Origin of the sequence: Thermococcus peptonophilus, from assembly GCF_001592435.1 — an archaeon.
Taxonomy (GTDB): domain Archaea; phylum Methanobacteriota_B; class Thermococci; order Thermococcales; family Thermococcaceae; genus Thermococcus; species Thermococcus peptonophilus.
Genome location: NZ_CP014750.1, coordinates 1,478,747 through 1,502,483 on the forward strand (window position 1 = coordinate 1,478,747; position 23,737 = coordinate 1,502,483).

At 51.3% G+C, this 23,737-nt stretch carries 25 protein-coding genes and 4 tRNA genes; 23 read left to right on the forward strand and 6 right to left on the reverse strand.

All coding sequences use genetic code 11. The features are described from left to right. Nucleotides 1-42 precede the first annotated feature (42 nt). Nucleotides 43-1,308, forward strand: a complete 1,266-nt coding sequence (gene gdhA / locus A0127_RS07975; protein ID WP_062390157.1) for a glutamate dehydrogenase — start codon at nt 43-45, stop codon at nt 1,306-1,308. Nucleotides 1,309-1,431: 123 nt separating this feature from the next. Here the strand turns inward: gdhA and A0127_RS07980 are convergent, their stop codons facing one another. Then, the gene (locus A0127_RS07980; RefSeq protein WP_062390160.1) at nt 1,432-2,598 is read right to left on the reverse strand and encodes a P-loop NTPase family protein; all 1,167 of its coding nucleotides are present in this window, start codon (nt 2,596-2,598) and stop codon (nt 1,432-1,434) included. A 105-nt stretch (nt 2,599-2,703) separates the two neighbouring features. Here A0127_RS07980 and psmB point away from each other — a divergent pair, with 105 nt between their 5' ends. From psmB to A0127_RS08005, 5 genes are all read left to right on the forward strand, one after another. After that, a complete protein-coding gene (gene psmB, locus A0127_RS07985; protein ID WP_062390163.1) occupies nt 2,704-3,315 on the forward strand; it encodes an archaeal proteasome endopeptidase complex subunit beta in 612 nt (203 codons plus the stop codon). 9 nt (nt 3,316-3,324) lie between these two features. Then, the gene (locus tag A0127_RS07990) at nt 3,325-5,271 is read left to right on the forward strand and encodes a beta-CASP ribonuclease aCPSF1 (RefSeq protein WP_062390165.1); all 1,947 of its coding nucleotides are present in this window, start codon (nt 3,325-3,327) and stop codon (nt 5,269-5,271) included. A 68-nt stretch (nt 5,272-5,339) separates the two neighbouring features. Beyond that, the gene (locus A0127_RS07995; protein WP_062390168.1) at nt 5,340-5,705 is read left to right on the forward strand and encodes a hypothetical protein; all 366 of its coding nucleotides are present in this window, start codon (nt 5,340-5,342) and stop codon (nt 5,703-5,705) included. A 4-nt stretch (nt 5,706-5,709) separates the two neighbouring features. Then, complete coding sequence (gene rpiA, locus A0127_RS08000) at nt 5,710-6,399, forward strand: ribose-5-phosphate isomerase RpiA (protein WP_062390172.1); 690 nt, start codon at nt 5,710-5,712, stop codon at nt 6,397-6,399. A gap of 62 nt (nt 6,400-6,461) precedes the next feature. Further along, nucleotides 6,462-6,549: transfer RNA gene (locus A0127_RS08005), tRNA-Leu, on the forward strand. Between the two features lie 591 nt (nt 6,550-7,140). Here the strand turns inward: A0127_RS08005 and A0127_RS08015 are convergent. The 3 genes from A0127_RS08015 to A0127_RS08025 all read right to left on the reverse strand — a co-directional run bounded on the left by A0127_RS08015 (nt 7,141) and on the right by A0127_RS08025 (nt 8,059). After that, nucleotides 7,141-7,218: transfer RNA gene (locus A0127_RS08015), tRNA-Pro, on the reverse strand. 141 nt (nt 7,219-7,359) lie between these two features. Next, nucleotides 7,360-7,436: transfer RNA gene (locus A0127_RS08020), tRNA-Thr, on the reverse strand. Nucleotides 7,437-7,462: 26 nt separating this feature from the next. Beyond that, nucleotides 7,463-8,059 carry an RNA ligase partner protein gene (locus A0127_RS08025; protein ID WP_062390179.1) on the reverse strand — a complete coding sequence of 199 codons (597 nt, stop codon included), beginning with the start codon at nt 8,057-8,059 and terminating at the stop codon, nt 7,463-7,465. A gap of 52 nt (nt 8,060-8,111) precedes the next feature. On the opposite strand from A0127_RS08025, the gene A0127_RS08030 reads away from it, so the two are divergent. From A0127_RS08030 to rpl12p, 10 genes are all read left to right on the forward strand, one after another. Next, nucleotides 8,112-9,320 (forward strand): hypothetical protein, encoded by a 1,209-nt coding sequence (locus tag A0127_RS08030; protein WP_062390182.1) that lies wholly within the window; start codon nt 8,112-8,114, stop codon nt 9,318-9,320. Nucleotides 9,321-9,400: 80 nt separating this feature from the next. Then, entirely contained in the window at nt 9,401-9,580 is a 180-nt protein-coding gene (locus A0127_RS08035; RefSeq protein ID WP_054841250.1) for a class III signal peptide-containing protein, read from the forward strand. A gap of 49 nt (nt 9,581-9,629) precedes the next feature. Next, nucleotides 9,630-10,448: a D-aminoacyl-tRNA deacylase gene (locus tag A0127_RS08040; protein ID WP_062390185.1), complete on the forward strand. Its 819-nt coding sequence runs from the start codon at nt 9,630-9,632 to the stop codon at nt 10,446-10,448. Between the two features lie 114 nt (nt 10,449-10,562). Beyond that, on the forward strand, nt 10,563-11,684 hold the full coding sequence (gene ftsZ, locus A0127_RS08045) for a cell division protein FtsZ (RefSeq protein ID WP_062390187.1): 1,122 nt from the start codon (nt 10,563-10,565) through the stop codon (nt 11,682-11,684). A gap of 29 nt (nt 11,685-11,713) precedes the next feature. Further along, nucleotides 11,714-11,899 carry a protein translocase SEC61 complex subunit gamma gene (locus A0127_RS08050; RefSeq protein WP_054841251.1) on the forward strand — a complete coding sequence of 62 codons (186 nt, stop codon included), beginning with the start codon at nt 11,714-11,716 and terminating at the stop codon, nt 11,897-11,899. 22 nt (nt 11,900-11,921) lie between these two features. Beyond that, nucleotides 11,922-12,380, forward strand: coding sequence for a transcription elongation factor Spt5 (locus A0127_RS08055; protein WP_062390190.1), 459 nt, complete (start codon nt 11,922-11,924; stop codon nt 12,378-12,380). 34 nt (nt 12,381-12,414) lie between these two features. Further along, nucleotides 12,415-12,912, forward strand: a complete 498-nt coding sequence (locus tag A0127_RS08060) for a 50S ribosomal protein L11 (protein WP_062390193.1) — start codon at nt 12,415-12,417, stop codon at nt 12,910-12,912. Between the two features lie 113 nt (nt 12,913-13,025). Further along, complete coding sequence (locus tag A0127_RS08065) at nt 13,026-13,676, forward strand: 50S ribosomal protein L1 (protein ID WP_062390196.1); 651 nt, start codon at nt 13,026-13,028, stop codon at nt 13,674-13,676. A gap of 5 nt (nt 13,677-13,681) precedes the next feature. After that, nucleotides 13,682-14,704, forward strand: a complete 1,023-nt coding sequence (locus tag A0127_RS08070; protein WP_062390199.1) for a 50S ribosomal protein L10 — start codon at nt 13,682-13,684, stop codon at nt 14,702-14,704. Between the two features lie 69 nt (nt 14,705-14,773). Further along, nucleotides 14,774-15,094, forward strand: a complete 321-nt coding sequence (gene rpl12p, locus A0127_RS08075) for a 50S ribosomal protein P1 (protein WP_054841254.1) — start codon at nt 14,774-14,776, stop codon at nt 15,092-15,094. Between the two features lie 856 nt (nt 15,095-15,950). Here rpl12p and A0127_RS08080 read toward each other — a convergent pair. Further along, nucleotides 15,951-16,028 (reverse strand) — tRNA-Arg (locus A0127_RS08080). 110 nt (nt 16,029-16,138) lie between these two features. Between A0127_RS08080 and dcd the strand changes: the two genes are divergently transcribed. The 7 genes from dcd (at nt 16,139) to A0127_RS08115 (ending at nt 22,353) form a co-directional block, all read left to right on the forward strand. Beyond that, the gene (gene dcd, locus A0127_RS08085) at nt 16,139-16,606 is read left to right on the forward strand and encodes a dCTP deaminase (protein ID WP_062390204.1); all 468 of its coding nucleotides are present in this window, start codon (nt 16,139-16,141) and stop codon (nt 16,604-16,606) included. A 338-nt stretch (nt 16,607-16,944) separates the two neighbouring features. Next, on the forward strand, nt 16,945-17,148 hold the full coding sequence (gene hpkA, locus A0127_RS08090; RefSeq protein ID WP_062390205.1) for an archaeal histone HpkA: 204 nt from the start codon (nt 16,945-16,947) through the stop codon (nt 17,146-17,148). Between the two features lie 82 nt (nt 17,149-17,230). Further along, entirely contained in the window at nt 17,231-18,505 is a 1,275-nt protein-coding gene (locus tag A0127_RS08095; protein ID WP_062390207.1) for a TIGR04013 family B12-binding domain/radical SAM domain-containing protein, read from the forward strand. 56 nt (nt 18,506-18,561) lie between these two features. Next, complete coding sequence (locus tag A0127_RS08100) at nt 18,562-18,963, forward strand: toprim domain-containing protein (RefSeq protein ID WP_062390209.1); 402 nt, start codon at nt 18,562-18,564, stop codon at nt 18,961-18,963. After that, the gene (gene dnaG, locus A0127_RS08105; RefSeq protein ID WP_054841255.1) at nt 18,960-20,354 is read left to right on the forward strand and encodes a DNA primase DnaG; all 1,395 of its coding nucleotides are present in this window, start codon (nt 18,960-18,962) and stop codon (nt 20,352-20,354) included. Before A0127_RS08100 ends, dnaG begins: the two co-directional genes overlap by 4 nt. 77 nt (nt 20,355-20,431) lie before the next feature. Further along, the gene (locus A0127_RS08110; protein ID WP_054841256.1) at nt 20,432-20,644 is read left to right on the forward strand and encodes a hypothetical protein; all 213 of its coding nucleotides are present in this window, start codon (nt 20,432-20,434) and stop codon (nt 20,642-20,644) included. Then, a complete protein-coding gene (locus tag A0127_RS08115) occupies nt 20,632-22,353 on the forward strand; it encodes a glutamate--tRNA ligase (RefSeq protein ID WP_062390211.1) in 1,722 nt (573 codons plus the stop codon). Before A0127_RS08110 ends, A0127_RS08115 begins: the two co-directional genes overlap by 13 nt. Before the next feature lie 16 nt (nt 22,354-22,369). On the opposite strand, the gene A0127_RS08120 is transcribed toward A0127_RS08115, so the two are convergent. Next, on the reverse strand, nt 22,370-23,680 hold the full coding sequence (locus A0127_RS08120) for a sodium-dependent transporter (RefSeq protein WP_062390213.1): 1,311 nt from the start codon (nt 23,678-23,680) through the stop codon (nt 22,370-22,372). Between the last annotated feature and the right edge of the window lie 57 nt (nt 23,681-23,737).

A 23,737-nucleotide genomic window follows, 5' to 3' on the forward strand; every position in this document is an offset into this window, starting at 1 on the left:
GCCTAACCTAACCTCGCAGATTACCGAAATGAGGTGGTATGAATGGTCGAGATTGACCCGTTTGAGATGGCTGTCCAGCAGCTTGAGAGGGCTGCCCAGTTCATGGACATAAGCGAAGAGGCCCTTGAGTGGCTCAAGAGGCCCATGAGGATTGTTGAGGTTAGCGTTCCCGTCGAGATGGACGACGGTTCTGTCAAGGTTTTCACCGGTTTCCGTGTTCAGCACAACTGGGCCCGCGGTCCGACCAAGGGTGGTATAAGGTGGCACCCGGCCGAGACCCTCAGCACCGTTAAGGCCCTCGCCACCTGGATGACCTGGAAGGTCGCCGTCGTTGACCTCCCCTACGGCGGAGGTAAGGGTGGCATCATCGTTGACCCGAAGAAGCTCTCTGAGAGGGAGCAGGAGAAGCTCGCGAGGAGCTACATAAGGGCCGTCTACGACGTCATCGGCCCGTGGACCGACATCCCGGCCCCTGACGTTTACACCAACCCGAAGATCATGGCCTGGATGATGGACGAGTACGAGACCATCATGAGGAGAAAGGGCCCGGCCTTCGGTGTCATTACCGGAAAGCCGCCTGGAGTCGGCGGTATCGTCGCTAGGATGGACGCCACCGCTCGCGGTGCCGCCTTCACTATCAGGGAAGCCGCCAAAGCCCTCGGTTGGGACGACCTCAAGGGCAAGACCATAGCCATACAGGGCTACGGTAACGCCGGCTACTACCTCCACAAGATAATGAGCGAGGAGTTCGGCATGAAGGTCGTCGCCGTCAGCGACAGCAAGGGCGGCATCTACAACCCGGACGGACTCCCACCGGCTGACGAGGTCCTCAAGTGGAAGAAGGAGCACGGCTCAGTCAAGGACATGCCCGGAACTCAGCCCATTACCAACGAGGAGCTCCTTGAGCTTGAGGTCGACATACTGGCCCCAGCAGCCATTGAGGGTGTCATAACCAAAGAGAACGCCGACAACGTCAAGGCCAAGATCGTTGCCGAGGTCGCCAACGGTCCGGTCACCCCGGAGGCCGACGAGATACTCCACGAGAAGGGCATCCTCCAGATCCCGGACTTCCTCTGTAACGCTGGTGGCGTCACCGTCAGCTACTTCGAGTGGGTTCAGAACATAAACGGCTTCTACTGGACGGTTGAGGAGACCAGGAAGAAGCTCGACGACAAGATGACCAAGGCATTCTGGGACGTCTTCAACACCCACAAGGAGAAGAACATCCACATGAGGGACGCTGCCTACGTCGTCGCCGTCAGCAGGGTCTACGAGGCAATGAAGCACCGCGGATGGGTGAAGAAGTGATTTCTTCTCCCTTTTTCATTGCCTTTAACTTTTTGCTTGCTTAACATTCTGGTGGTTCTCAGGGATTTAAGAAGCCCAACTTGCAACTATCCAAAAATAGTTATAAAATAAAGAAACAGCCGTTTAAGCCTTCGTCCAGTACTCCTTTTCTTCCACCATTGCCCTAATCATTTCGTCCTCGTCCTTGAACATCGTTCTTCTCGATGGGTTCTGCATGCCGTAGAACTCCATGAACGGGCTGGGTCTCCTCTTGAACGGGTAGTAGAGGTATATCGCTGCTAAAGTCCTGTAGGCCTCTGCCATCTCGCTGATAACGCCAGCTGAAACACCTTCCGCATAATGGTAAACCGCTATGGCCTTGCTCACATCAACGAGGTTGAAGTCCCTCTCAACGAGCTGTCTCCTGAGTATGTCGGTCGCCTGCTCTATGTCCTCCCTGTCGAGCTCCTCAACCACGTCCCCATCGAGGAGGTGCTTGATTTTAATTCTCTTGACCTTGGGGTTCCGATTGACCTGGTTGTCATATTCGGCCACAACCCACCAGTCGTCCAGCGCTCCGGGGTCAAGGACTGTGAAGTGCTCGCTGAGCTTCTCGTAGAAGCCCCTGACTCTGTGGTAGTACTCTTCTTCGTGACCCGTCATCGGATAGCTTAAGTAAACCAGAGGCTTCTTGTTCTCCCGGAATATAAGGTCGAGGAAGACCTCGTGCGGGTGCCTTATGCCGAACTGAAGGACGTAGCGGACGTTGATTCCCTCCTTTTTCAGCTCGTGGACGAGGGTTTTGACGTGATTTATCGCATCCTCACGCCACATAACCAGCGTAGTCAGCTTGATGTTCTCGGGGTTTTCACCGAAGCGTTCGAACCACTCTGGGTCATTTATTATTCTTCTCCTGACAGAAAGGACGTCATCAAGGATTATGATGACCCTGTCTGGCCCCAAAAGCTTCAGGTTGCTCAGGGTGAACCCAATAACGCTCCCGCTCCCCCAGCGGAAGAGGCTTGGAGTCGATACCAGGTGGACTCTTTTGTCGCTTTCGTTAATTTCCTTTCTTATCCTCTCGAAGGCCTCGTCCCTTATTTCGTTCATCATGTCGGGGTGGCTTATTGCAAAGTCGAGGACGTTCTTCCGGGTAATTCTAACTCCGCGCTCCTTTCCTACCTCGCGGATGTAGTCAAAGACGTGGTAGTAGGCGTAGCTCTCTCCGTTTGCCCTTTCGAGGGCTTCGCTTATGTACTCGTCCCGTCCGTTGAGGGGAGGGCCAGTGAGAAGTATCACTTCCTTCCTCATTTCATCACACCCTTCCAGAATTTGCCGAAACCTTTAAATACTCTTTCCCTAAAGGCCCTTCAGAGGTTCTTCTATTCTAAAAACCAAATCCAGGGGTGTTGTAGTTTGACTGAGAAGCTAAAGGGTACCACCACCGTCGGTATTGTATGTAAGGACGGCGTAGTGCTAGCGGCCGACAGGAGGGCATCGCTCGGCAACATGGTGCTCTCTGAAGGGGTAACGAAGGTGTTCCAGATAGACGACCACCTGGCGATAGCCGGAGCTGGAACGGTCGGGGATATCCTCAGTCTCGTCAGACTGCTCAGGGCTGAAGCCAAGCTCTACCGTGCCAAGGTCGGCAGGGAGATGAGCGTTAAGGCACTTGCGACCCTTACATCGAACATACTCCACAGCGGCAGGGGCTTTGCCTACATGGCGTGGTTCCTCGTAGGTGGCTATGACTCTGTCCCAAGGCTCTACTCAATAGACGCCGCCGGTGGCGTAACCGAAGACCGCTTTACAGCGGCTGGTTCTGGTATGGAGTTTGCGTTCTCCGTTCTGGAGGAGAACTATCGTGATGGTATTCCCCTTGAGGAAGGTGTTAGGCTTGCTCTCAAGGCCATCAAGGCTGCCACGAAGAGGGATGTTTTCACGGGTGGCGGCGTTACCCTCGTAACGATAACGGAGGAGGGCTACCGTGAGTGGAGCGAGGAGGAGCTGAAGTCTCTTCTTGAGTGAGGTGGTTCTATGATACGCCGTGAAACTTTCGTTGATGATATTCTAAAGGAAATTAGGGAGATAATAGCTCAAATGGTTCCAAGGGAGGCGGGGATTACCGACGTTGAGTTCGAGGGCCCGGAGCTCGTCATATACGTCAAGAACCCTGAGGCCATGATGAAGGACGGCGAACTGATCAAAAACCTCGCCAAAGTCCTCAAGAAGCGCATAAGCGTCCGCCCGGACCCTGATATACTGCTGCCGCCGGAAAAGGCCGAGGAACTGATAAAGCAGCTCGTTCCGCCGGAGGCCGAGATAACAAACATAAGCTTTGATCCTTCTGTTGGTGAAGTCCTCATCGAGGCTAGGAAGCCCGGCCTTGTGATTGGAAAGAACGGTGAGACCCTCAGGCTCATCACCCAGAAAGTTCATTGGGCACCGAGAGTTGTGAGGACACCGCCGATACAGAGCCAGACCATATACTCGATAAGGAGTATCCTCCAGACTGAGAGCAAAGACAGGCGGAAGTTCCTGAGGCAGGTCGGAAGGAACATCTACAGAAAGTCTGAGTACAAGAGCAGATGGATAAGAATAACGGGTCTCGGGGGCTTTCGAGAGGTCGGCAGAAGTGCTCTCCTCGTCCAGACCGACGAAAGCTATGTTCTGGTGGATTTTGGTGTTAATATTGCTGCACTCAAGGATCCAACGAAGGCTTATCCTCACTTTGACGCTCCGGAGTTCAGGTACGTTCTTGATGAGGGCCTCCTCGATGCAATAATTATTACCCACGCCCACCTCGACCACAGCGGAATGCTGCCGTACCTCTTCCGCTACAAGCTCTTCGACGGGCCGATTTACACAACGCCCCCAACCAGGGACCTGATGACTCTCCTCCAGCAGGACTTCATCGAGATACAGCACATGAACGGCGTCGAGCCTCTCTACAGGCCGAAGGATATCAAGGAGGTAATAAAGCACACGATAACCCTCGACTATGGTGAGGTAAGGGACATAGCTCCCGACATAAGGCTCACCCTTCACAACGCAGGCCACATTCTGGGTTCATCAATAGTCCACCTCCACATAGGCAACGGTCTCCACAACATAGCCATAACCGGCGACTTCAAGTTCATACCGACAAGGCTCTTTGAACCGGCGGTGAGCAGGTTCCCGCGCCTGGAAACCCTTGTCATGGAGTCAACCTACGGTGGAAGCAACGACTACCAGATGCCGCGTGAGGAAGCAGAGAAGAGGCTTATAGAGGTAATCCACCAGACGCTGAAGCGCGGAGGAAAAGTGCTCATACCGGCAATGGCCGTGGGTAGGGCACAGGAGATAATGATGGTTCTCGAGGAGTACGCCCGCGTCGGTGGAATAGCCGTTCCCATCTATCTTGACGGAATGATATGGGAAGCTACTGCAATCCACACTGCATATCCTGAATACCTCAGCAAGCACATCCGCGAGCAGATATTCCACGAGGGCTACAACCCGTTCCTGAACCCGATATTCAAGAGCGTCGCCAACAGCAGGGAGAGGCAGGACATAATAGACTCCGGCGAGCCGGCCATAATCATAGCGACCTCGGGTATGCTCGTTGGCGGGCCGAGCGTTGAGTACTTCAAGCAGCTCGCACCGGACCCGAAGAACAGCATAATCTTCGTCAGCTACCAGGCCGAGGGAACTCTAGGAAGGCAGGTTCAGAGGGGACTCCGCGAGATACCCATAGTCGGCGAGGACGGCAGGACTGAGGTTATTAACGTCAACATGGAAGTCCACACGATAGACGGCTTCTCAGGCCACGCCGACAGGAGGGAGCTCATGAGCTACGTGGCTAGGGTAAGGCCGAGGCCAGAGAGGATAATAACCGTCCACGGAGAGGCTCACAAGTGTCTCGATCTCAGCTCCAGCATTCATAAGAAGTTCGGTATCTCCACCCGCGCTCCCAACAACCTAGACGCCATAAGGCTCAAGTGATTTCTTCTTTTTCTCTTCGGGAAAGGTTTTAAAGCCCACCCAAGACAATTGGCTTTAGGTGAGAGAGAGTGAAGCTAACGGTCGAGCACAAGTTTTCGCTAACTGTTTACCTGTGGGGGGCAATCACTGGGATAGTCAGTGGTCTGCTCGCCTATTACAATGAGGCTGGCTGGCTGCTGGGTTTCCTCCTGTACGTTCTGGTTGATAAGTTCGTGATAGCAATCGTGAGGGAGCTCCCGGAGGACATTCCCGAGCCAAGGATGATACTCAGAAAGGCCTTCTGGGGCTGGTTCCTGTTCTGGCTCTTCTTCACGATGATGACCTACACTCTCGTGACGGACTTCCAGCCAGTCTGCTATTCAAACCAGAGCCTGCTCTACAAAATGGTTGAAAGTGGAAACGCTTCAATAAAGTGCGTCTTTGCCATGGGGTGATCGTATGAACGTTGAAGAAATGAAAAAGGCCGTAGCTAAAGAGGCCCTCAAGTTCATTGAAGATGAGATGGTAGTTGGGCTTGGGACTGGCTCAACGACTGCCTACTTCATCAAGTACCTCGGAAAGCTCATTATGGAAGGGGAACTTGAGGACGTTTACGGCGTCCCAACTTCCCATCAGGCGAGACTTCTTGCCCTTGAGGTGGGGATTCCAGTTGTGAGCCTTGACGAAGTAGATGCGATAGACATAGCCGTAGATGGTGCCGACGAAGTTGACCCGCACATGAACCTGATAAAGGGGCGCGGCGCTGCCCTCACTATGGAAAAAATCATCGAGTATAGGGCTGGTATGTTCATCGTCCTGGTCGATGAGAGCAAGCTCGTTGAGTACCTGGGTCAGAAGATGCCCGTGCCGATTGAGGTTATCCCTGCCGCGTGGAGGGCAATCGCGGAGGAGCTTGAGGTCTTCAACGCGACGGCAGAGCTTAGAATGGCAGTGAAAAAGGACGGTCCGGTTGTTACTGACAACGGCAACTTTATACTGGATGCCAAGTTCGCCCGCATTGAGGATCCGCTCGACCTTGAAATAGAGCTTAACACAATACCCGGCGTAGTCGAGAACGGAATATTCGCTGACATAGCTGACATAATCCTCGTTGGGACTCCAGAAGGCGTTAAGAGAATGGAGAGGTGAACTTTCTTTTTGCCTACTGAGTTAAATTTATAAGTTTCTCAATTTTCGTTTTATCTGGCAGTGCGGGGGTAGCCGAGCCTGGCCAAAGGCGCGGGATTTAGGGTCCCGTCCCGTAGGGGTTCCGGGGTTCAAATCCCCGCCCCCGCACCACAGAAATTTTGCAGGGCAAAGTTTCATCAAAGATGGAATGTCCGTTTTTAAACTGCCAACTTTTTCCAAAAGCTTCCTCGCGAGGTTTGATCAAGGCTTGGGGTTCTTTCTAAAATTGCTCTACTACGAGGATTTTCAAGATACACAAGCTAGCATTAGTGAATTCCCTAAGTTTCAGCCTGCTGAAAAGGAGTTTTCTCACTTTGACGCCCTATGGGCGTCGATTAAAAAGCAAACTCACAAAGAGAGAGCAAATTAAAAATAGAATTCACAACCCAAGACAGCATTCAAAAAGAAAATCCCCTCAAAGCTAGCTAGTTAAAAACGCACACTCTCTTCCGCCAGCGCTGAAGCTTTTAGAAAAAGCTTGAGCAAAAGTTTGAATGTCTTCGTGAGATTTGCTGAGAATTGGGGATTCTTCTAGCTCACGAGTGGGGTAATGGGGGTTTTCTTCTTTTTAACGCCCATTGGGCGTTATACTGCGAGTAAACCCCTGAAAACAGCCAATTGGGGTAGAGAATCACTGAAAACTCGGCAGTGTAAAAAAGGACATTCGCTCTTTGATGAAACTTTTCGCCAGAAAAGTTTCTATGGTGGGGCCGCCGGGATTTGAACCCGGGTCACGGGCTCCCAAAGCCCGCAGGATAGACCAAGCTACCCCACGGCCCCCCAGGACGGCGGTGCAGATTATGGCTGGTACTTCTTAAGCTTTTCGCTTGTCCTGTAAAGAACTTTGCGAGCAGCAAAGAAGTGTATTTTAAACTCTCAAAATATCATTTTTGAAGAATCATGTTCCCAGAAAAGCTGTTGTGGAGCCCCGGGCGGGGTTTGAACCCGCGACCTGCCGCTTACCAAGCGGCCGCTCCACCAGGCTGAGCCACCGGGGCGTCGTTGATACGATGACGGAGAGGCTTTATAAATTTTTCCCTTCGAGCTTCTCAACGAGTCCTTCGAGCACTTCCCTGAACACTGATGAGTCCACCCACTTTATACCCATCTTCTGCGCCCATGTGAGTATCCCAACGTCCGCTGACACTATGGTGGCATCCAGTTCCATCGCCAAAAGTATCAGCTCAAAGTCTTCCTTGCTGTCAACGATTCCCTCCCTCAAAGCTCTCCTGTAGTTCCTCCTCAGCTTCTGGATGATGTTATCAACGTTGTCAGTGTCCAGCACGCTCTCCCTCACGGCCTTTTCTGCTACCCTGAGCCCTTTGTCTATTCTCCGCCTGATGTCCTCTATAAGCTCGTAAACAACAAAGGCGGGTATCTTCAGCTCGTGGACGTTAGGGGGCTTCTTGATTATGTACAGCTCTATTGCGGGCCTTAGTTCTTCGCTGTCGACGAAGTGCATGACCTCCCGGTATATACCCGGCGGCATGTAGAACTCGACCCTACCGAAGAGCTTCTCGGCATAGCCCAGGAAAGTTTTCATGGCCTCTCTGGGACTGTTCCCGAAGCTCTTTCTGACCTCGGGGTTCACGAATATACTTGTATCGAGGACGAACTTCATGCCCACCACAACTTTATTTAAGATGCTCTCCCTTAAAAATCTGGGTGATTCGATGAAAGTCGGTCTCGTTTTTGGAGTCAGTGAACTGGCAAGTCCTGAGGCCTTTAGAGAAGAGGCGGCGAACTTTGTTAGAGTACTTGAGTCCGATTTTGATGTTATCGGAGGGGAAATAATCCAGTCAAGGAGTGACTTCAAAAAGCTGAAAGAGAAAATAAACTTCAATGATGTTGACGCTCTGGTTCTGTTCCCGCTAACTGGTGGGACGGAGGGATTTCTTAAGGAGTTTTCCGTGTTTAGACGTCCAACTGTATTTTACGGGAACCCTTTCAACAACTCTCTCGCAGCTGCAATTGAACTCAGAGAGTACTTCAGAGACAGGCTTATTCCCTCTACCGTTGTGAAGAGCCCTGAAGAGCTTAAGGCTGCTCTTCTCGCATATGACGACATGAAAGATGTTCTCAACAGGTTCCTTAAATCCAGGATAGGCTTGATAGGCCGGATTTCTCCCTGGCTGATAAACGAGAAGCTGGACATACCATACACTCACATAAGCCTCAAAAAGTTCTATGAGTACTATGGGAAGACCACTGAAGAGAGGGGCTGGGAGGCCGTTAAGGAAATCGTCGAAAACGCCGAGGAGATTAGAGAGCCTGATAGGGAGTCTCTTGCAAAGGCTGGAAGGGTATACTTTGCCATAAAGCGCATTCTTGAAGACTATCATCTTGAGGGCTTTACAATTGGGTGCTTTGACCTCATCGGGAAGATTGGAACTACCCCCTGCCTCGCCCTTGCCATGTTCAATGCCCAGGGAATTCCGGCTGCATGCGAGGGGGAACTCAACGCCCTCATCGGCATGGTGATAACCCGGAAGTTCTTTGATAAACCTGCATTTATGGGTAACCTAGCGGATTTCGGCGAAAACCACGTTATCATCGCCCACTGTACGGCACCCCTGGTGTCAAAGTACATCCTTAGAACCCACTTTGAGAGCGGTAGGGGAGTCGGTGTTGCGGTTGAGTTCCTGCCGGGCAAGGCGACCCTTTTCAAGATACGCGGGAGGCACGCCGTTGTTGCGGGAGTTGAAGTTGAGGGCAACGAGTTCCTTGAGTCGCGTTGCAGGACACAGGTGAGGCTGAAGCTTGAGGATGCCCCAGAGTTCGTTGATGGCACGCTTGGAAACCACCATCTCTTAGCCTATGTTGATCCAGAGGAACTCTCAGACCTTCTCAGCGAACTTGGCTTCGAGGTGATGCTGTATTAGTAGAGTGTGCCGTTCGTTTGAGAGCTTAGGCCAAAGGGTTATATATTTCTCCCTATTTTATTTCATGAGGGGTGAGTAAAATGATGAGGCGTGCACAGGGAGCCTTGGAATATCTATTCATGGTCGCATTGGCCCTTATTATGGTCACGATTACTATCAGGTACGCTCATGAAGTTGCACGGAACGTTGCAGTGCAAATCAACCAGACTACCAGGGAGATATCAGAGATACTCAAGAACATGACGTCGTCTGGGCGTTAAAAGGAAACTCTATTAAACTTTGATTCTCTCCTTTTTGCGGTGTTTGAAAATGAAAGTTGTGATGACGACCAAAGTTGACCTCGCTTCAATGAACATCAGGGAGAAGCTCATCGAGAACTTCGGGTTTAAAGAGGGCGAACTCCTTTTTGACGGCAGTCCAGTGTATCAGAAGGATGACGTAGTGATACTGACAACTAATCAAGAGATGATTTACTACGACGGCCTCGATAAGGCTATCGAGCGCCAGACGGGAATAAAGCCCGAGATTATAGCCTTCGCTTCCAGGCACTCCAGCAAACAGAAGCTTCCAGCTCTTACAACCCACGTAACGGGGAACTGGGGGAAAGCCCCCTATGGGGGAAAAGATGAAAGCCTTGCAATAGCACAGCCAAGCGCTATGAAGCTTGCCCTGCTTAAAATGAATGAACTGAACGACCTTGAATGGACTGTCTGCTACGAGGCGACACATCACGGACCTAGCGAGCTTGATGTGCCAAGCTTTTTCATAGAGATAGGTTCGAGTGAGGAGGAGTGGGTCAACGATAGGGCTGGTGAGATTATAGCGGACACTATAATGTACGTCCTTGAGAACTACCAGAATTCAAAGTTCAAAGTTGCCGTTGGTATTGGTGGGGGGCACTACGCCCCGAAGCAGACAAAGAGGGCACTTCAGACCGATTTGGCTTTTGGGCACATAGCTCCAAAATATGCTCACCCCCTCAGCAAGGAGCTTCTGCTAAAAGCCATTGAGAGAACAGCCGAGCGTGTTGAGGCGATTTACGTTGACTGGAAGGGTAGCAAGGGGGAGACGCGGCAGATGGCGAAGATGGTTGCGGAGGAGTTGGGACTTGAGTTTATTAAGGATTAAGCCGAAACATTTAAAGGACATGCCGGCCATTTACCCTTCAGTTTGGGTTAGCTATGTTTATATACCACTCTCCCTCAAAAATTGAGGGAATCAAACTGTTTGGAGGGTGAACCCATGTTAAAGCTGATTGAAGACGCAATTGAAAGGACCTCTGCCGCTCCGCAGGCCAGTGCTCCTGAGGTTAGAACTCAATCCGATATTGACGAGGAGCTTAAGAAGCTCCTTGAACAGATTCAGGCGAAGATATATGTTGTCGGTGTCGGCGGTGCGGGTTGCAACACGATAAACAGAATGATGCAGGTTGGAATCCAGGGTGCCAAGATAATTGCTATGAACACCGATGCCCAGGATCTGTTGAAGGTTAGGGCTCACAAAAAGATTCTCCTCGGTAAAGAGTTAACTAGGGGTCTCGGAGCTGGAAACAACCCCAAGATCGGTGAAGAGGCAGCCAAGGAGAGTGAGAGGGAAATTAGAGAGGCTCTCGAGGGCGCTGACATGGTCTTCATCACCTGCGGTCTTGGCGGTGGTACTGGTACTGGCGCCGCCCCGGTCGTTGCGGAGATCGCAAAGAAGATGGGAGCATTGACTGTGGCCGTTGTTACTCTCCCGTTCACCGTTGAGGGTATAAGGAGGATCAAAAACGCCGAGTACGGCCTTGAAAGGCTTAAGAAAAACACCGATACCGTCATAGTCATCCCGAACGACAAGCTCATGGAGGTTGCACCGAACCTGCCGATCCACATGGCCTTCAAGGTCGCCGACGAGATACTTGTCCAGGCAGTCAAGGGCATAACCGAACTTATCACGAAGCCTGGCCTTGTTAACCTCGACTTCAACGACGTTAGGGCCGTCATGAAGGACGGCGGCGTAGCTATGATAGGCATCGGTGAGAGCGACAGCGAGAAGCGCGCCCTTGAAGCGGCCCAGCAGGCCCTCAACAGCCCGCTCCTTGACGTTGACATCAGCGGTGCCAAGGGTGCTCTGATAAGCATCAGCGGAAGCGACGTCAAGCTTGAAGAGGCACAGCAGATCATCGAGCTCGTTACCAGCAAGCTAGACCCGGAGGCCCAGGTCATCTGGGGTATTCAGCTTGACGAAGAGCTTGGCAAGATGATAAGAATCCTCCTCGTCGTCACTGGCGTCAGCTCGCCCTACTCTGTCGTTGAGGAAGAGGAGGAGTCCTACTTTGGCGAGGAGGAGAGAAGGCCGATAAAGCTCGACCTTGAAGAGCTTTGATTCCTTAAAATTTTTAAGGGGGGTTAGAAATGGCAGAGTTCACCGAAAAGATCAGATCCTTCCTCGCGGAGTCCAAGAGGGTGCTGCTTGTCACAAGGAAGCCTGGGATGAAAGAGTTCAAGCTTGCTGCAAAGATAACGGGCATTGGCATGATCCTTATTGGAACCATTGGAATGATAATAAGAATCATAGGCTACCTCGTGACTGGTTCCTAATGGCTCTAAAAGGTGAACACATATGGCAGAAGGAAAGATATTCACAGTGAGCGTAACCGTAGGTCAGGAAACCACTACGGCCAATCTTATCTACAGTAAGGCCAAGACGTACAACTTGCCCATCTATGCGATCCTCTCCCCAAGCAAGGTCAAGGGCTACATCTTCATCGAGGCCCCCAATAAGAGCGCCGTTGAAGAGGCAATCAGGGGCATTAGGCATGCAAAGCGCGTTCTGCCCGGAGAGATTCCCTTCAGTGAGATAGAGCACTTCCTCGAAGAGAAGCCAGCAGTCAGCGGATTCGAGCCAGGAGACATCGTCGAGCTAATAGCAGGTCCGTTCAAGGGTGAGAAGGCTAAGGTCGTCCGCGTTGACGAGAGTAAGGATGAAATAGTCGTCGAACTCGTCAGCTCTGTGGTACCAATCCCCGTGACTGTTAGGGGAGAATACGTTAGACTTATAAGCAAACGCCAGAAGGAGTGACGGGCAACAGGACTAAGTTTGAGAGGTGAGATAAATGGCACAGGTTGTTGAAGTTCTTGTCGAAGGTGGAAAGGCATCCCCGGGACCGCCCCTTGGTCCAGCTATCGGTCCGCTTGGACTCAACGTCAAGCAGGTCGTTGATGAGATCAACAAGGCCACCAAAGAGTTCGAGGGAATGCAGGTTCCCGTCAAGATTATTGTCGAGGATCCCAAGAAGAAGACCTTCCGCATTGAGGTCGGTATCCCGCCAACCAGTCAGCTTATCAAAAAAGAGCTCGGCATTCCAAAGGGTTCAGGGGAACCCGGTCACACTCCGGTGGGCAACCTTACTATGGAGCAGGTCATTAAGATAGCCAAAATGAAGATCGACCAGATGCTCTCGCCGAATCTCAAGGCTGCTGCCAAGGAAGTCATTGGAACCGCGCTCAGCATGGGAGTTACCGTTGAGGGCAAGGATCCCAGGGAAGTCCAGAAAGAGATCGATGAGGGTGTCTATGACGAACTCTTCGCGAAGGCTGAGGAGGCCCAGTGAGGCCTCTTTTTCCCTTCCCGTTTGGGGAAAACTTTAAAAACACATTCCTAAAGGCATCTTTGATTCTCCGTTTGGCTGTTTAAATCAACGAAAATAAGAGGGAGGGCTGTAAAGTGGCCTTCGACAGGCAGAAACTCGTGGAAGCGGTGAAGGAGGCGAAGGCCCGGGCTAAGCCGCGCAACTTCACACAGACCGTCGAGATGGCAGTCAACCTCAAGGATATAGACCTCCGCAAGCCGGAGAACAGGTTTAAGCTTGAGGTTGTGCTGCCCCACGGTCGTGGGAAAGAACCAAAGATCGCGGTCATTGCTGATGGTGCCGTGGCCGAGGCGGCTAAAAAGCTCGGGCTTGATGTGATTAGTGGTGAGGAGTTAGAGGAGCTGGCTAAGAGCCCGCGCCAGGCTAGGAAGCTCGCTAAGAAATACGACTTCTTCATAGCCGCTGCTCCGCTGATGCCGAAGATCGGTAGGTACCTTGGTAGGTACCTAGGTCCGAGAAACAAGATGCCAGTGGTCGTTCCACCGACAATGACCAACCTCGAGCCGATAGTTGAAAAGCTTAAGAAGACCGTCAGGATACAGCTCAAGAACAACCCGGTTGTTCACGCCCCAATAGGAACCGAGGACATGGACGACGAGAAGCTTGCTGAGAATGCTGAGGCAGTGCTCAACGCTATCATCAACAAGCTTGAGCGCGGTGAGAACCAGGTGAAGTCAGTGTACATCAAGACCACAATGGGCCCGGCCGTTAAGGTTGAGAGGTGAGGGAGATGGCTCACGTGGCAGAGTGGAAGAAGAAAGAAGTTGAAGAGCTTACCAAAATCATCAAGAGCCACCCAGTGATAGCGCTCGTTGACGTGGCCGGTGTCCCAGCGTACCCGCTCAGCAAGATGCGTGACAAACTCCGTGGTAAAGCCATCCTTAGGGTCAGCAGGAACACCCTCATTGAGCTCGCCATAAAGAGGGCTGCCCAGGAGCTTGGACAGCCGGAGCTTGAGAAGCTCATTGACTACATCCAGGGCGGTGCTGCAATACTTGCCACCGAAATGAACCCCTTCAAGCTCTACAAGCTCCTTGAGGAGAGCAAGACCCCTGCTCCTGCAAAACCGGGGGCAGTCGTTCCTAAGGACGTTGTTATCCCCGCTGGGCCAACTTCACTTGCTCCCGGTCCGCTCGTTGGTGAGATGCAGGCACTCGGTATTCCAGCGAGGATCGAGAAGGGTAAGGTCAGCATCCAGAAGGACTACACCGTCCTTAAGGCCGGTGAGGTTATAACCGAGCAGCTCGCCAGAATCCTCAACGCCCTCGGTATTGAGCCGCTTGAAGTCGGTCTCAACCTGCTCGCGGCTTATGAGGACGGGATTGTTTACACACCAGAGGTCCTGGCAATTGACGAGAGCGAGTACATCAACATGCTCCAGAAGGCCTACATGCATGCGTTCAACCTGTCAGTCAACCTAGCCTATCCGACCAAGCAGACAATAGAGGCCATCCTCCAGAAGGCCTACCTCGGAGCGAAGAACGTTGCAGTCGAGGCCGGCTACATCACCAAGGACACTGTGGAGGACATCTTTGGCAGGGCTATCCGTGCCGTCCTGCTCATAGCGCAGAACCTGCCTGAAGACCTCCTCGACGAGAAGACCAAAGAACTTTTAAACGCCCAGGCACAAATGGCAGTTGCCGCAGCTCCTCAGCCGACCGAGGAGAAGGTTGAGGAGGCGGAGGAAGAAGAGGAAGGGGAGGAAGCCTCTGAGGAGGACGCGCTCGCTGGACTGGGCGCGCTCTTCGGTTGATTTCCTTTCCCATGTATCCCTCAACCCGTAATAAAAGAAAAAGGATGAAGATGATTGGAGGTGCGAAAGATGGAGTACGTGTATGCCGCTCTGCTGCTCCACGCCGCTGGTAAGGAGATAACTGAGGAGAACCTCAAGGCAGTCCTTGAGGCTGCTGGTGTTAGCCCGGACGAGGCAAGGATAAAGGCCCTCGTTGCCGCTCTCGAGGGTGTCAACATCGACGAGGTCATCGAGAAGGCTGCCATGCCGGTCGCCGCTCCGGTCGCCGTTGCCGCTGCTCCGGCTGCCGAGGGCGGTGCCGCTGAGGCCGCTCAGGAGGAGGAAGAGGAAGAAGAGGAGGAGGTCAGCGAGGAGGAAGCCCTCGCTGGTCTCGGTGCCCTCTTCGGCTGAACTCTTTCTTCTTATTTCTATATTCCTGATTCTTGTGTTCTGATGAAACTTTGCCCTTCAAGCTTTTGGAAAAAGCTTGACCAAGAAACTTTGCAAGCAAAGTTTCATCAAAGTTTGTGGTTCATGTTTGACAGGTCGTTTTGGGCGGATTTTCCTTTTGAACGCTGTCTTGGATTGTGAATCTATTTTTATTTGCTCGCTCTTTGTGAGTTTGCTTTTTTAATCGACGCCCATAGGGCGTCAAGGGATTGGAAACTCCTTTTAACAGGCTGATATTTAGGGAATTCACTGATACCAGGTTGTGTGTTGTGAAAATCCTTGTAGAAATGCAATTTTAAAAGGAACCACGAGCCTTGATCAAACTTCGCGCAGGCGAACAAGCTTTTGGGAAAAGCTTGACCAAAAATGTTCCCTTCTTCTCGAACTTTGCTTATTGAGTAGTGTATGCGCTTTCCAGAAAGCAAGCTCGCGTGGGTTCACTCCCAAAATCTATAACTAATTGTGATTTTTGACTTTCTTTTTAGTGTCCTTTGGGGCACTATACGGTGAGAAAATCCCTTTGAGTCAGCCAATTGAAGGTAAACCCCTCATAAAATGAGCCTGCTTAAAAATGCATGCTACTCTTCCGCTATCCGTTAAGAACGCTTGAATGTCCTTGAAAATTGGCTGTGGATTGGGGGATTCTCGCAATGAATAGGAAGAGAAGTGCGGGTTTTCTTCTTTTTAACGCCCTTTGGGCGTTATATTGTGGGCAAACCCCTCGAAAACTGCTAATTGGAGGAAAGAATCACTGAAAACTCGACAGTGTAAAAAGGACATTCACTCTTTGATGAAACTTTGCCCAGCAAAGTTTCTATGGCGGGCCGGCCGGGATTTGAACCCGGGACCTTCGGCTCCGAAGGCCGACGCCCCGTCCAGACTAGGCCACCGGCCCGTTGCGCCTCAGACGTGGTGGCCCTCAGCACAGTTCAGTGCCGGGCCAACCGTTCATCCTCGGCCGTATGGTTTTTATAGTTCTCAATTATAGCTCTTTCGGTGGTTTGAATGATGCTCCCCGATTGGAAAATTCGAAAAGAAATCTTGATTGAACCTTTCAGCGAAGAGTCTCTCCAGCCGGCGGGCTACGACCTAAGGGTCGGAGACGAAGCTTATGTAAACGGTGAAATAATCAACGTTAAGGATGCGGGGGGAGTTACAATACCCCCAAAAACTCACGCTCTAATTTTGACCCTTGAGAGGATCAAGCTTCCGGATGACATAATGGGGGACATGAAGCTTAGGAGCAGTCTGGCCAGAGAGGGTTTGATTGGCTCATTTGCTTGGGTTGACCCTGGATGGGATGGTAATCTCACCCTGGGTCTCTTCAATGTTTCTAATGAGCCGGTGAGACTTGATTATAGTGAGCGCTTTGTTCAGATAGCTTTTATAAGACTGGAGAGGCCTGCTAAAAATCCCTACCGTGGGAATTATCAGGGAAGCAAGAATCTTGTGCTTTCAAAGAGGAAACAATAACAGACGTTGATAGTCAGTTGTTTTCTATTTCCCTCAGTTTCTCTAGCCTGATTGCGATTCAGCCCGATCACTGTGGTTGTCTTTGATTGTCTGCTTTTCAGGACTCTTTAATCGGGATTAAAAAGCTTCACCTGGATAAGCCCTTTGATGGGGTTCAATATCCCTCTCCTGAATTGTGGCTGTGAGTAAATCACTGGTAGCACTCATATCTAAAAATTGAATGTATCCAAGGGTTCATTTGGAATTAGGCCCTAAGAGATTGCTCCGTTTACCGAAAGCTTTATATATCTCCAATTGCCTAAAACTTAATGAAAAGCCCTTTTAAGGAGGTGTTGTGAATGGCCGAGCTTCCGATTGCCCCGGTTGACAGGCTTATAAGGAAGGCCGGCGCTGAGAGGGTCAGCGAGGATGCTGCCAAGATTCTCGCCGAGTACCTCGAGGAGTACGCCATAGAGCTCAGCAAGAAGGCCGTTGAGTTCGCCAGGCACGCTGGCAGGAAGACCGTTAAGGCTGAGGACATCAAGCTTGCTATCAAGGCCTGAAGACCTTTTTGGCTCTTTTCTGATTTTGTCTTCTCGTTTCCCTACCGTTACCATTTTAAGACCCTTTTACTGTTCTGAACCCATGCCAGAGATAGCAGTGAGGATGACCAAGAGGAACCACAACGCATTCGTCCACCTTCTTGGCGCTCTGGAGAGTCAGGGCTTTGATATGGGGGAGCTTTTGATTACCAAGGATTTCAATGAAATACTCAAAGCTAACCCTAAGATCGTCCTGTACTCTTTCTTCACCGAGGAAATCTGGGGCTCATTGAGAGATGAAGTCAGGCTTTTGAAGGAACGGGGGGCTCTCTTAGTTGCGGGGGGCTATCATGCGATAGCCATGCCGAAACATACGTTAAATGTGCTCGGTTTTGACATAGCGGTCATTGGTGAGGGGGAAGAAGTTCTCTACCAGCTCCTCACGACTCTAAAGAAGACGGGCTATAGGATCACGAAAGAGCTCGCCAATATTAGGGGCCTTGCGTTCTACTTAAACGGGAAGTTCGTGTTTACGGGTTTTGCAAAGGTCGAGGACTTCTGGCGCTTCCCACCTTATCCTGAGAGCGTCCGCCTGATTTCGCCGATAGAAATCACCCGTGGCTGTCCCTTCGGCTGCTACTACTGCCAGACACCTTATATCAAGGGCTTTCGCATGAGGCACAGGCCGATAGACCAGATCGTTAAGTATTCAAGAAAAATGAAGGACATGCGTTACATAACTCCAAACGCCTTTGCTTATGGGAGCCCTGGGGCCATATTAAAACTCGACAAACTTGAGGCTCTTCTAAAGGCCCTTCAGCCGCTGAGGAAGGAGGGCAGGAGACTGTTCTACGGGACGTTTCCAAGCGAAGTAAGACCGGAGTTCGTCCTTCCCGAGACGCTGGAACTTCTCATAGACTACGCCGACAACAGGAGATTGGCTATAGGTGCTCAAAGCGGTGATGATGCCATGCTAAAGGCGATGCACAGACTCCACAGGGTTGAACACGTCCAGAGGGCGGTTGAGTATATGCTTGAGTATGGCTTTGAGCCTGTTGTTGACTTCATTGTTGGACTGCCAAACGAGACCGAGGAAAGCCAGAGAAAGAGCATCGAGCTGATGAAGTGGATTATGGCGAAGGGTGGAAAGGTACGGGCGCACTACTTCATGCCCCTTCCTGGAACCCCATGGGCGAGATGCAGGCCATCACCTTTGAGCGATGAGATGAAGAAGTTCCTCGGCAGGATGGCCGCGAAGGGAAAGATTGAAGGCTCCTGGGGCAAACAGATTGAGCTGTCTAAGAGGCTGCAGAAGCTCATAGAGGAGTTCTATGAGGAGCCTATGGCGTATCACGGGAGAGTTAGGGAGGTCTGTTAGATACACATAGACCCAAAACCTTATAACTCCAGTGAGTATCTACCGGCGAGGGTCTCATGTACCCCGAAAACTATAAAAGGTTCCTGGAGCTTATAGACAAACTGCGAGAGTTTGAGGGTGCCCTCATAGTGGAGGGCCTGCGAGACGAGGTGGCTCTAAGGAATCTGGGGGTCAGAGCGGAGATAATAAGGCTCTCACGCCTTCCCCTGTCCGAGGTGGCGCTCATTGCATCATCCTACAAAGAGGTCATGATACTCACAGACTTTGATAAGAAGGGAGAAGAGCTGGCCAAAAAACTCCTCAACTATCTGGCCGGCTATCCCTGCAGTGTGGACATAGAGACGTGGAAGGAACTCAGGAAGCTTGTCAGAAAGGACATAAAGGGCGTTGAAGACCTGTACGGTCTCTACCTTCGGGTTGTCTCCGTTTCTGACCCCCTGCTGGAGGGAATCCAATGAAGAGAAAGAAAACCGTGCTCCAGCAGATTTTGTCCGAAAAACGAAAAAAGGTCAAGGAAGGTGATGGTATGTCCGGAAAGGACGAGTTCGGAACGACTAAGTACGTCATTTACGCTGAGTTTGAGGCAAACGGTGTCGTTGAAAGGCCCGATGTCGTTGGTGCAATCTTCGGTCAGACTGAGGGTCTTCTTGGAGACGACCTCGACCTGAGGGAACTCCAGAAGACCGGAAGGATCGGCAGGATAAGGGTTGAGGTTCACAACAAGGCCGGCAAGACCTACGGAACGATAACGGTTCCGTCGAGCCTCGATAGGGTCGAGACAGCGGTTCTCGCCGCTGCTCTGGAGACCATTGACAGGGTCGGACCAGCAGAGGCCCGGATTAAGGTTCTCCGCATTGAGGACGTCAGAGCTACAAAGAGAAAGTACATCATTGAGAGGGCTAAGGAAATACTTGAAACCCTGATGGAGCAGGAGATACCCGAGACTCAGGAGATAACCGAAGAGGTCAAGAAGGCCGTACGTGCCAAGGAGCTGATCGAGTACGGTCCGGAGAAGCTCCCAGCTGGCCCACACGTGCCGTTCTCTGACTCAATAATCGTCGTCGAGGGAAGGGCTGACGTCCTCAACCTGCTCAAGCACGGCATAAAGAACGCCATAGCTGTCGAGGGAACTTCGATACCGGAGACGATAATCAAACTCAGCAAGGAGAGGATAGTCACGGCCTTCACAGATGGAGACCGCGGCGGTGAACTTATCCTCAAGGAGCTTCTTCAGGTGGCGGATGTTGACTACGTTGCTAGGGCACCGGAGGGCAAGGAAGTTGAAGAGCTTACTAAGAAGGAGATTGTGAAGGCCCTCAGGAGCAAGGTACCGGCTGAGCAGGTCATCAACGAAATGTTCAACAAGGGCAGAAGCTTCTATGAGCTGATCAGGGATAGGGAGAGTGAAAGTGAGAGACAGCCAAGGCAGGTAACCAAACCAGAGCTTGGAGTGGTTAAGACACAGCCCAAGGTTGAAACGCCCGAAGAAAAGAGGGAGCCAGCCACCGTCGTTAGGCCTTCAGTCGAGAAGATAGTAAAACCCATTGAAACGTCAAAGAGTGCGCCCGAGCTTGAAGAGTTCAGGGAGTTCATCGAGCGGGTAAAGAAGGACGGCGTCGCACTGCTCCTCGACGAGAACAAGAACGTAATAACGGAGATCCCAGTTAGGGAGCTGACAAACCAGCTGAAAGAGCGCAAGGACGTCTATGCTGTTGTCTTCAACGGTGTAATAACCCAGAGGCTCATTGATACGGTCAGCGAGAGCGGAGTCAAGTACATCGTAGGTGCCCGCAAGTACAACGTTGTTAGAAGGCCTGTTAGTCTCAAGATTATCACGTTCGCTGAGTGATTCATTTCTAATTTTTCTCTGTTCTCTTCGCAATCTTTTTAACTTCTGAAAGTAAATATTCTTCTGGGTGTATTGTAATGAGGATAGATGTGTTGCTCTTTGTGATTTGGAGTACTGCTCTGGGTATCCTGCTGGCTCTTCTTCAGTTAGGTGTGCTTGGGTTTCTTTTTGGAATTGTTGGATTTTGGATTATGGTCGATGAAGCAATACAGGAAAGGAAGACTCGGAAGACTAAACTTTATAACGTCCCTACCTCTTCTATTCCCGGTGGTCAAAGATGGAGGAAATAATGGAGCTTATCCTGAAGTACGCGCTCATCAACGCCTATACGCACAAGGGGAAGGCAAACCCGAAGGCGGTCATTGGTAAAGTCCTTGGAGAGAACCCGGAGCTCAGAGAGAAAGCCAGAGAAATAGTCCCTCTTGTAAACGAGGTCGTTGAAGAGGTAAACTCTCTCTCACTCGAGGAGCAGGAGGCTAAACTGAGGGAAATCTATCCCGAGTTCTTTGAGGAGAAGGAGGAGAAGAAAGGGGAGAAGAAGGGCCTTCCGCCGCTCCCGAAGGCCGAGAAAGGTAAGGTCGTTACCCGCTTTGCACCGAACCCCGACGGTGCCTTCCACCTCGGAAACGCGAGAGCCGCCATTCTGAGCCACGAATACGCCAGGATGTACGACGGCAAGTTCATTCTCCGCTTCGATGACACAGACCCAAAGGTCAAGAGGCCTGAGCCGATATTCTACGAGTGGATAAAGGAGGACCTTGAGTGGCTTGGGTTCAAGATAGACGAGATTCACATAGCCAGCGACAGGCTTGAAATCTACTACGACTACGCTGAAAAGCTCATAAAGATGGGAAAGGCCTACGTCTGCACCTGCCCGCCTGAGAAGTTCCGCGAGCTCAGGGATAAGGGAATAGCCTGCCCGCACAGGGATGAACCCGTCGAAGCCCAGCTCGAGCGCTGGAGGAAGATGCTCAACGGCGAGTACAAAGAGGGTGAGGCAGTCGTCAGGATAAAGACCGACCTCAATCACCCAAACCCTGCTGTCCGTGACTGGCCGGCCCTCAGGATAATAGACAACCCAAACCACCCAAGAACGGGCAACAAGTACCGCGTCTGGCCGCTCTACAACTTTGCCTCTGCCATTGACGATCACGAGCTTGGAGTTACCCACATCTTCCGCGGCCAGGAGCACGCCGAGAACGAGACGAGGCAGAGGTACGTCTATGAGTACTTTGGCTGGGAATATCCAGTCACAGTTCACCACGGAAGGCTCTCCATAGAGGGCGTCATCCTGAGCAAGTCCAAGACGAGGAAGGGAATCGAGGAAGGCAAGTACCTCGGCTGGGACGACCCGAGGCTCGGAACGATCAGGGCATTGAGGAGGCGCGGAATAAGGCCCGAGGCGATAAGGGAACTGATCATAGAGGTCGGTCTCAAGAGGAGCGACACCACTATAAGCTGGGATAACCTCGCGGCGATAAACAGGCGCATAGTTGAGCCCATCGCCAACAGGTACTTCTTCGTCGCCGACCCGATTCCGATGTACATTGAGGGGGCGCAGGAGTTCACGGCCGAGATACCCCTCCACCCCGACTACCCTGAGAGGGGGGTTAGGAGGCTCAAGTTTGAGCCGGATAAGCCGGTCTATGTCTCAAAGGACGACATGGAGCTGTTCAAGCCCGGAAACTTTGTGAGGCTTAAGGATCTCTTCAACGTTGAAATCCTTGAAGTGAATGGAGAAGGCATTAGGGGCAGATTTCACAGCTTTGAATATGAGGTTGCGAGGGAGAACCGCTGGAGAATGGTTCACTGGGTCACAGAAGGAAGGACGTGTGAGGTCTGGGTTCCGGAAGGTGAAGAGCTTGTCATTAGGAAGGGCCTGCTGGAGAGCGACGCAGACGTTAAGGTGGATGACATCGTCCAGTTCGAGCGCTTCGGCTTCGTTAGAATCGATGACGTCAAGCCGGAGAAAGTTGTTGCAATTTTTGCACACAAATGAAAAGGTGGAAGCCCCTTCATGCGGGGGCTCCCTTAATCAATATTTTGTCTGCCAGGAGTCCGAACAGAATTATTGCTATGGCTATTGCTGGGGACAGTAAGTATAAGTGTCCCTGCTTTGCTGCTGAGTACATTGAGTACAGACCCTCGATTATGAAGAACGTAATGGCCACTACGACAATTCCCATTTCAAGTGGTGAGAGCTTTGAGTTCAATATTTTCAGCACCTTGCTGGATATCACTGGATACAGCTCGAAGATTCCTGTGAAGAATATCGTTATTGAGACTGCCCTGAGCATCATGTCTGCTATGGACGGGACTGAATCGGGAATGCCCAGGAGTAGTGATGTGGCTATGAGATACATGGCCGCTTTTGTTCTGGAGACGTTGAACATGGAGGATATTATCTGAACACCAACTTCAGCAGTGGGCAGTATGCTGGTAAGCCCGGCGAAGAATATTGAGAGTGCTATCAAGATCAGTAGGGAGGAATATTCCGAGAGTATGTCTGGCAAGTCCCCCATAAGTTTGATTGCCTGTTCCTCTCCTCCATAAGCGTAGAGGAGAAGTCTCTCGGGACTGCTAGGTGCTATTGCATAGACGATTGTCATGGTGGCCAAAAGGCTCACTATCACCTGTATCAGTATACCCGTACCGATAATTGTTTTTGCGTTGAAGCGTTCGTTTATGAAACTGCCAAGCATTATGTAGAATCCAAAGCCCAGTCCAACACCGTAGAGCGCCCTCTCGGCGGCCGCTCTAACCATTGAAAGGCTTATGGGTTGCCAGCTGTAGACCATGTGCTTCGCAGTTGCAAGGAACGCTGCCGTCGGGGGGATTTTGACCTTGAAGAGAATAGCGGTGAAGATCGTAACCACGATGAAGAACAGCGAACCAATGGACATGATTGCAAAGGTCTTTTCCTTTGCCCTGGTTATTATCACGAACATCAGTGCCAGCATTATGATCTTCGCTATTAGCCTACCAGTAGTTCCAGTACCAACATACGGGCCGAGGAGGATAAGCATGACGTTTGCTGAGTAGTATGAGAGGAACCCTATTATCGTTACCGCGATAGCTAGAATCATTGCAGGTCTCTGAAGGATCTTTCTATAAAGCTCGACAAAGTAGTAACCTGACTTCATGACTCTCTCTGTTTCGAACATAGCAACTAGAGTGAACACCAGCAGGAATCCAAGGTGTACTACCAAGCCCGTTAGTCCATAGTGGAGCCAGAACTGTGGAAACAGGCCGATGCTCCCTATGCCCGTTGCGAATCCGGCCACGAGGAATATCAAATATACTGCCCACTTTTGGGTCTGGTCCATTTTATCACCTCCATTATTGTATCGAGAAGTTCATTGAAGTAATCCTTAAAACTATTG